The organism is Clostridium sp. (assembly GCF_051278035.1).
GTDB lineage: Bacteria > Bacillota > Clostridia > Clostridiales > Clostridiaceae > Clostridium_AD.
The window spans coordinates 20,395-28,272 of sequence record NZ_JBNMNU010000040.1; the positions used below are offsets into that span (position 1 = coordinate 20,395).

9 protein-coding genes and 2 pseudogenes are annotated in these 7,878 nt (G+C 30.6%); 5 read left to right on the forward strand and 6 right to left on the reverse strand.

The features are described 5' to 3' along the window. Positions 1–102: 102 nt before the first annotated feature. On the forward strand, positions 103–804 hold the full coding sequence (locus ACJAX4_RS08085) for an FTR1 family protein (protein WP_435788949.1): 702 nt from the start codon (positions 103–105) through the stop codon (positions 802–804). Positions 805–1,174: 370 nt separating this feature from the next. Further along, the gene (locus ACJAX4_RS08090) at positions 1,175–1,402 is read left to right on the forward strand and encodes a GNAT family N-acetyltransferase (RefSeq protein ID WP_435788950.1); all 228 of its coding nucleotides are present in this window, start codon (positions 1,175–1,177) and stop codon (positions 1,400–1,402) included. Positions 1,403–1,456: 54 nt separating this feature from the next. Here ACJAX4_RS08090 and hypE read toward each other — a convergent pair. From hypE to ACJAX4_RS08120, 6 genes and pseudogenes are all read right to left on the reverse strand, one after another. Further along, positions 1,457–2,369: pseudogene (hypE, locus tag ACJAX4_RS08095) on the reverse strand (hydrogenase expression/formation protein HypE). Between the two features lie 34 nt (positions 2,370–2,403). Further along, positions 2,404–3,492, reverse strand: coding sequence for a hydrogenase formation protein HypD (hypD, locus tag ACJAX4_RS08100; protein ID WP_435788951.1), 1,089 nt, complete (start codon positions 3,490–3,492; stop codon positions 2,404–2,406). Continuing rightward, positions 3,489–3,701, reverse strand: a complete 213-nt coding sequence (locus ACJAX4_RS08105; RefSeq protein ID WP_435788952.1) for a HypC/HybG/HupF family hydrogenase formation chaperone — start codon at positions 3,699–3,701, stop codon at positions 3,489–3,491. The genes hypD and ACJAX4_RS08105 overlap by 4 nt, the downstream gene beginning before the upstream one ends. 23 nt (positions 3,702–3,724) lie before the next feature. Beyond that, positions 3,725–4,801, reverse strand: coding sequence for a Kae1-like domain-containing protein (locus tag ACJAX4_RS08110; protein WP_435788959.1), 1,077 nt, complete (start codon positions 4,799–4,801; stop codon positions 3,725–3,727). Then, positions 4,725–5,108 carry a Sua5/YciO/YrdC/YwlC family protein gene (locus ACJAX4_RS08115; RefSeq protein WP_435788953.1) on the reverse strand — a complete coding sequence of 128 codons (384 nt, stop codon included), beginning with the start codon at positions 5,106–5,108 and terminating at the stop codon, positions 4,725–4,727. The genes ACJAX4_RS08110 and ACJAX4_RS08115 overlap by 77 nt, the downstream gene beginning before the upstream one ends. 50 nt (positions 5,109–5,158) lie before the next feature. Further along, positions 5,159–6,031, reverse strand: a complete 873-nt coding sequence (locus ACJAX4_RS08120; RefSeq protein WP_435788954.1) for an acylphosphatase — start codon at positions 6,029–6,031, stop codon at positions 5,159–5,161. 130 nt (positions 6,032–6,161) lie between these two features. Here ACJAX4_RS08120 and ACJAX4_RS08125 point away from each other — a divergent pair, with 130 nt between their 5' ends. From ACJAX4_RS08125 to ACJAX4_RS08135, 3 genes and pseudogenes are all read left to right on the forward strand, one after another. Beyond that, complete coding sequence (locus tag ACJAX4_RS08125; protein ID WP_435788955.1) at positions 6,162–6,584, forward strand: cytochrome b5 domain-containing protein; 423 nt, start codon at positions 6,162–6,164, stop codon at positions 6,582–6,584. A gap of 20 nt (positions 6,585–6,604) precedes the next feature. Then, positions 6,605–7,438, forward strand: a complete 834-nt coding sequence (locus tag ACJAX4_RS08130; RefSeq protein ID WP_435788956.1) for a hydrogenase small subunit — start codon at positions 6,605–6,607, stop codon at positions 7,436–7,438. Between the two features lie 21 nt (positions 7,439–7,459). Further along, positions 7,460–7,627: pseudogene (locus tag ACJAX4_RS08135) on the forward strand (nickel-dependent hydrogenase large subunit); the annotation flags it as partial. Positions 7,628–7,878 lie beyond the last annotated feature (251 nt).

The window sequence follows — 7,878 nt, forward strand, 5'->3', positions numbered from 1 at the left end:
ACTATATAATAATATTTATCACTTCAAAAGCACGATAATTTTAATTCAGCATATTATGTATTATAGACAAGCATATGTTTAGAAATTAGGAGGCGATTAACAATGTTAGCACCTTTTCTAATAAGTCTAAGAGAAGGTATAGAAATTTTCTTAGTTATAATTCCGTTAGTAGTTTATTTCAACAAAAATAAACTATATGGAATGACTAAGAGTGCCTTGCTAGGTGGAGCTTTAGGAACGTTTATTGCAACTATAATTGGTTCAATAATATTTTCACAAGTAGCCATATTAAACGGACCTACAGGAGAGTTATTTGATGGTATGTTAGGTATAGTATTAGCTGGATTAATATTATATAGCATAGTGCTTTTAAGGAAAAATAAATCTTTTACCACAATTGCAAACCAACAAGTCATATCACTAAGTCAAAAGGGTGTATTTATCCTGTCAGGGATAACATTCTTTAGGGAACTATTAGAAGTAACATTATTTATTTTAACTAGCTCTTCAACTGGTTCTTTTCTGTTACTGGCGGGCTCAACACTCATGGGTTTGATAAGTGCAGCTCTAATTGTATATGTTGTATCTAAAGGAATTGCTAATTTTAATATAAGCTTAGTATTTTATATCCTAAATCTATTCTTAGTTGGCCTTGGTGCCTACTACTTTGGTGATGGGTTAGATGCATTGTTTGGTAATTATGTTCCTGAAGTTTTAAAAATGGGTATATTATTGTACGCAATCCCTAGTTACCTTATAATGATAAAAAAAGATTTGAAAATATATTTAAACTCTAATAAATAAAATAATAATTTACACCAAATTTAGTTAAGTATATTTCATTTTTAATAGTAAAAACAGAAAAAATGTCCCTTCACTTCTTAACCCAAAAAAGTGAAGGGGTACTTTTTTTATATTATCATTTATATTTTCAAATGAATCTTTTCATATCTAGCCCCCATGTAATTTTGACTAAGAAAAAATATTATTTTATGTTATTATTAATTAAAGAAAAAAATAATAAAGTAAGGAAGTGCTAAGATGATTAACTTTACTCCATTCCCTAACATTGAAACAAAAAATCTGATACTTCGAAGAATTAACTATAATGATGGTAATGATTTATTTGAAATGAGAAAAGACCCAGAAATGAAAAAATAAAGGTAACGGTTTGATGAAAGAAGCATTACTAAGCGTCATAGAATATGGTTTTAATGTTATGAAACTAAAAACATTAGATGCATATACAGAAGAACATAATGCTAAAGCAATTAGTCTTTTAGAAAAATGTGATTTTATTGAGATAAATAAAGTTGATGATGATGGCTATTTTAATAACAGAATTTATCATATGGTAGTGTTTAGGCTAGAAAAAATAAGAAAGCCTCAAACTAGTATTTAAACTAACTTCAGGCTAACTTAAACTCTATTCTAATTCTTACCTTGATGTTTTTTATTAACATATTCTAGGAAATTGATCCCCTAAAGGCATACTTACTATTCTTGTTCCACCTACTATAGTTTTCAAATAAACCTTATATGGTTTATCATCTACTACTTTTCCTATTATAGAAGCATTTACTCCTAATGGATGATTTTTCATTTTACTTAGAACACCTTCAGCATACTCCTCAGGAGCAATAAAGCAAGCCTTACCTTCATTCGGTATGTATAGTGGGTCCAATCCTAACATTTCACAAACTCCTTGTACTTCTTCTTTTACCACAATTGAAGTTTCATCTAATATAATAGACACTTTACTCATCTCTGCAATTTCATTTAAAACTGCCGCAAGTCCCCCTCTAGTTGCATCCCGCATAACATGAATACTTGGACACATACTTATTACACTTTCAACTAATGAGTTTAAGGATGCGCAATCACTTTGTAATTCACCTTTGAAATTTAAGTTATTCCGTTCACACATTATGCAAGTTCCATGGTCGCCTAATGTACCATTAATAATTACTTTATCCCCCCTTTCAGCATTAGAGGATTTAATGTTTACATTTTTGTATACTTCTCCTATTCCAGAAGTATTTATAAACATTCCATCTGTAGCGCCTTTATCCACAACTTTAGTATCTCCCGTAACTATTTTCACCCCTGATTCTCTTGCAGTAACTGCCAAATCATTAATAGTTCCACAAACTGCAAGCTTACCAATATCTCCCCCCCCTAAAAAACAGTGGTTTTACCACAAAAGAATCTGTTGTAAAAGCTAACTTTTCACTACCTATATTTAAAATCGCCGAATCATTTAATCAATTTAAAATATCATTATCAAATTCTTTTAAAAATAAATCTCTAATTAACTTATTAGTTGCTCTCCCACCGCTACCATGATTCAAATTAACCGTTTTCTCCAAAGCTCTCTCCTACCCTTCACTTATTAAATAAAAATCACCCTACACTATATTTAAAATGCGCTGCACAAGTTCCCTCAGATGAAACCATACATGGACCTATTGGGTTTTCTTCTGTACAAATACTCCCGAATAGTTTACAGTCTGAAGGTGTTTTTCTGCCCTTTAAAATTTCTCCACAAATACATAAAGCATTTTCTTCATAAGTTTTTCCTTCTATTCTAAAATGTTTTAATGCATCAAATTTTTCGTACCTTTCGTTTAAAGTAAATCCACTGTTAGGAATTATTCCAATTCCTCTCCAGTTACAATCTGTAACTTTGAAAACTTCATTTATATAGTTTATTGCAGTTATATTTCCTTCCCTCTTAACGGCTCTTTTATATTCATTAATCACCAAAGCTTTGTTTTTCTCAATTAAAAGCAAAAGCGTATTTATTCCATGCAGTAAGTCTAATAGTTCAAATCCAGCTATGACTGATGGTATTTCAAAATCCTCTTCTAAAAAACCATAAGAATCCTCCCCTATTATCGTGCTTACATGCCCTGGTAATAAAAAGCCTTGAATATTTGTTTCCTTATCTTTAAATAGTTCTTTTAGTGCAGCTGTAGTTATTTTATTCGATGTTAAAAAAAATAAATTATTGATGTTTTGCTTGTTTGCTTCTATAACCGTCACTGCTATGATTGATGTAGTAGGTTCAAATCCTACAGATAAGAAAACTATTTCTTTGCGTGGATTATCTACTGCTATTTTTATTGCATCCATTGGAGAATAAATCATTCTAATATCCCCGCCCTGGCTTTTCCTATTTAAAAGTGAACCATTTTTATGTGAAGTAACTTTTAGCATATCTCCAAAACTTAAGATAATTACATCTTTAATATTTGATATCTCAATTGCACTTTCTATATAATCCGCTGAAGTAACACATACTGGACATCCTGGTCCTGAAATAATACGAACCCCCTTTGGAAGAAGCTCTGGTATACCATATTTAAATAGTGCCATAGTGTGTGTCCCACATACCTCCATAATGTTTATATTTTCTAAAGAAATTTGAGACATTTGCTGGATTAACTTTTTTGCAATGACTTCATTTCTAAATTCATTTATAAATTTCATCGATATAACTCCTCTAAAAGCTTTAATATTCTATAAGCTTCCTCTTCATCTATTATATCAATGGCACAGCCAGCATGAACTAATACATATTGCCCAATTTTAACTTCCGGTACTAAATGAATATAGATATCTTTATTAATATTTCCTACTCTTATAGTAGCTAAAAAATTATTTATTTTAACAACTTCTCCCGGCACAGCAACGCACATAGTTACCTCCTTTTAAAAATTCGTTAACTTTTTAAAGACTCTTCAATTAATTCACTCGCAATGATTAACTGTCCTAAAGCAAGCCCCCCATCATTAGTAGGAACCTTTTTTTGCGTATACACTTTGAATTTCTCTATGCTAAGTGTGCTTTTTATTTTAGTTAATAGATATTTATTTTGAAAAACGCCCCCACTTAAAGCAACCTCATTAATCTTATATCTTTCTCTTATGCGTTTACATATATCAATTGTAAGCTCACATATTGTATTATGAAATTTTAGGCTTATTATACTTACATCTACTTTTGAAAATCTATCTTTAATTATTTCTTTTACTCCTTTAGAAAAACTTATATGATAGCACTTATATTTCTTTACAATTTCATAGGAATAAAATGAACCTTCAATTTCTAAATCTTGCAGTGAATAAGTTTTATTTTCCAGTCCAATAGCCGCTTCTGCTTCATAAGTTATATAATCTTTAATTCCTATAAGACTTGAAATTCCATCAAAAAACCTTCCCATACTAGAAGTCTCTGGTGAGTTTAAATTGGATTTCATTATATGCCATATACCTTCAGACTTTTCGCCGTATAGTTCACTACATAAATCTAAAGCTTCTTCTTCACTATAAACACCATTTTCATAAGCTTTAAAAATATAAGCCATAGCCATTCGTAACGGCTCTTTTATTGCTTTTTCTCCACCAGGCATTTTCACATATTCTAAGTGGGCGAATCTATCAAAGCCTAACAAATCGCATATTAAAAATTCTCCTCCCCAAATTTTTTCATCTGTTCCAAAACCAGTTCCATCAAAAGCAATGCCTATTACTCTATTATTGATATTATTCTCAGCCATACAACTTGCAATATGAGCATGGTGATGTTGTATTCTAATTGCTTTTATATTTTGATCATCTATATAAATATTTGTATAATAATCTGGGTGAAGATCACAGGCCAAATATTCTGGAGAACATTTTAACATATTTTTAAAATGTTCTATATTAACCACATAACGCTTATAATTTTCTAAAGTACTTAAATCGCCGTTGTGCTGGCTTAAACAAATGATTTTCTTTTGATATACAAAAGGTATTTTTCATATTAGATCCACATGCTAAAATAGAATGTTTTACATTCTTAGTTATAGGTTCTGGTACATATCCCCTAGCTCTTCTAAATATATATTCTTCATTTTCTATAACCTTTACAATGGAATCATCTACAGCGATATGTATGTCCCTATTATTCATTAAAAAATAATCTGTCGCTCTTGATAGATTAGCAATTGCCCCCATGTTTTCATACTCTAATGGCATTCCATGAGCATTCCCACTTGTCATTATTAAAACTTCTAAACCCTCTTCAAATAAAAGATACTGAAGTGGACTGCACGGAAGCATAACCCCCAATGTATTTTGAAAAGGAGCTATTATATCAGGTAGTTCCCTATTCATACCATTATTATTGTTTTATTTAAAATAACTATAGGTTTTTTAATTCCCGTAAGTATCTCTTCTTCTTTTTTATTTACATGGCAATATTTTTTAACTATATTTATATTTTTCATCATTACTGCAAAAGGCTGATCTGGTCTATGTTTTCTAACTCTTAATTTTTTAATTGCTTGATAATTAAACGCATCACATGATAAATGAAATACACCTATGCCTTTAATGCATAAAATCTTCCCTTCTAAAATTTTACCTACTGTGTCTAAAATAAATTTTTTGGATTGAATTTTTTCTCCTAAATTGTTTGTTAAATAAATTTTAGGGCCACAGTTACTACAAGAATTAGGTTCTGCATGAAATCTTCTATCCATAATATTAAAATACTCATTTTCACACTTACTACACATATTAAATACACTCATAGTAGTTTTTTTCCTATCATAAGGAATGCTTTTTATTATTGAAAATCTAGGGCCACAATTTGTACAATTAGTAAAAGGATATTTGTATTTATCACTTTTAACATTTTTTATATCTTCAATACACTTAGAACAAATTGCCACATCTGGTGATATCAGTGTAAACTTCGTTTTATCTTCACTACTACTTTCAATTGAAAAAGAGGAGTAATTTAGCACGTTTTTCTCTGCTATATCTATTTCATATATTTTAGCAAGAGGTGGTAATTTTATTGATATATCTTTAATGAAGTCATTAATGTTTTCTTCATTACCCTCTACATCAATATATACCCCTGCAGAGTTATTATTAATGAATCCTTTTAGTCCAAATTCTAAAGCTAATTTATATATAAAAGATCTAAAGCCAACTCCTTGCACTATACCTTTCACCACTATAAAATATCTTTTCATATTATATCCGCTCCCTCTTTGGTTTTTATATATATATCTATAATAATTTAATGTTTTTATCATATACATTTAATATATATATTTTAAAATTAATATTTATGCGTAATATATTTAATCATTGGAGGTTTTTATGAAAAATGCACTACCACCCATATTAAGAGATAAAATCGATGAAATAAAATATTGGCAAAAACAAGCTATCTACTCTATATACCCCTATAGGAAATTATATTTTTTAGCAAAAGTAAATAAAGGGACCTCAGAGCTTGTAACCTTATTATACAATTTGCCTGAAGATGATGTTTTAAAGAGACAAGGAAAAAATTTCACTTTAGAGGAATTATCTAAATATAATGGTTCAATGGGTAATCCTGCATATGTAGCAATTAATGGTATTGTATATGATGTTACGAATAATATGTGCTGGGCTGGCGGAACTCACTTTGGTGTATATTCTGGAAAAGATTTAACAGATGTCTTTAAAACCGCTCACAATCTTGACGTTGAATTATTAAAAACACTTCCTGTAGTCGGATCTTTAAGCAATGTTTAAAAAAAGGTGGTAAATATATTTTGGATATTAGAGCCCTTATCGATGAATCATTAGAAAAAATTCGTGAAAATAGTTCTAAAAAAATAAACTTTATATGGCTTGAAGCCACTGGATGTTCTGGAGATATAATATCTTTTCTAAACACCTATGAGCCAGATATGCTTTATTTTCTAAAAGAAATGGTTAATTTAAGATTTTGTCCATCTATAATGTTCTCTGAAGGCTCAAGAGCTTTCGAAGACTTTTTAGATACTTTAGATACAGATTTTATTCTAGGAGTAGAAGGCGCTGTATCCAATATCGATGGCGGTGCTTACACCATAGTTGCTTCATATAATGGAAAAAATATATCTGCCGCAGAGGCTATTTCCTTAGCTGCTCCAAAAGCGAAACATATTATTGCTATAGGAACCTGTGCCGCCTTTGGAGGTATTTCTGCAGCTAAACCCAATCCTTCTAAATGCACAAGCCTTGAAACGTATATAGGCAAAAAAACTATAAATGTTCCCGGTTGTCCTGTTAATCCGCTTTGGCTTGTAGGCACTATAGCAAGTTTAATTTTATATAATACTGTTGAATTAGATGAGCGTGGACGACCACTAATATTTTTCAAAGATACTAATCATACTAATTGTTCTAGGCGTTCATATTTTGATAATAATATTACAGCTGAAAAACTAGGAGATCCAGAATGTATGTTTAAACTAGGTTGCAGAGGGCCTATCACAAGAGCTTATTGTCCTCTTGGAAGATGGAATTCTAACCACAGCTGGCCTGTTGAAGCTAATACTCCCTGCATTGGTTGTGCTAGTGAATATTTTCCTGACGGCACTGAACCTTTTGTTAGATATTAATTTTTGCGAGGTGAATGCTCATTGTCAACTAAAATAACTATAGATCCCATAACAAGAATAAGTGGCCATTTAAGTATAGAAGTTACTATCGAAAAAAATATAATAACAAGTGCCAAAAGTAGTGGTGTTCTTTTTAGAGGTTTTGAAACTATGTTAAAATCTCGTCCCCCTCTTGACAGCATGAGCTTTCACGGAAACTCCTTAGCTCCTGTGATTACTCATTTTTAGTATCATTAATTTTTGTTGATCCCCCCACTTTTTTTGCATAAAACACTTGACATGTCTGTAAAATTTTGCGGTCCTCCTCTTAAAGACATGTTTTACTAGGAGGATTATTTTATGCTTAAAAATTGGAGCTCTCATGCTGATTATCAGCAATTTATTATTTCAAACCTCTCATCTTTCTACAAAACTTTTCCTAAAAAAATTATAGAACTCGA

What these genes read in the sequence shown, in the direction of transcription:
- ACJAX4_RS08120 (WP_435788954.1), bottom strand. Translation starts at nt 6,031, where the DNA reads ATGAAAAGATATTTTATAGTGGTGAAAGGTATAGTGCAAGGAGTTGGC.
- ACJAX4_RS08105 (WP_435788952.1), bottom strand. Translation starts at nt 3,701, where the DNA reads ATGTGCGTTGCTGTGCCGGGAGAAGTTGTTAAAATAAATAATTTTTTA.
- hypD (WP_435788951.1), bottom strand. Translation starts at nt 3,492, where the DNA reads ATGAAATTTATAAATGAATTTAGAAATGAAGTCATTGCAAAAAAGTTA.
- ACJAX4_RS08090 (WP_435788950.1), top strand. Translation starts at nt 1,175, where the DNA reads ATGAAAGAAGCATTACTAAGCGTCATAGAATATGGTTTTAATGTTATG.
- ACJAX4_RS08085 (WP_435788949.1), top strand. Translation starts at nt 103, where the DNA reads ATGTTAGCACCTTTTCTAATAAGTCTAAGAGAAGGTATAGAAATTTTC.
- ACJAX4_RS08115 (WP_435788953.1), bottom strand. Translation starts at nt 5,108, where the DNA reads ATGCTTCCGTGCAGTCCACTTCAGTATCTTTTATTTGAAGAGGGTTTA.
- ACJAX4_RS08125 (WP_435788955.1), top strand. Translation starts at nt 6,162, where the DNA reads ATGAAAAATGCACTACCACCCATATTAAGAGATAAAATCGATGAAATA.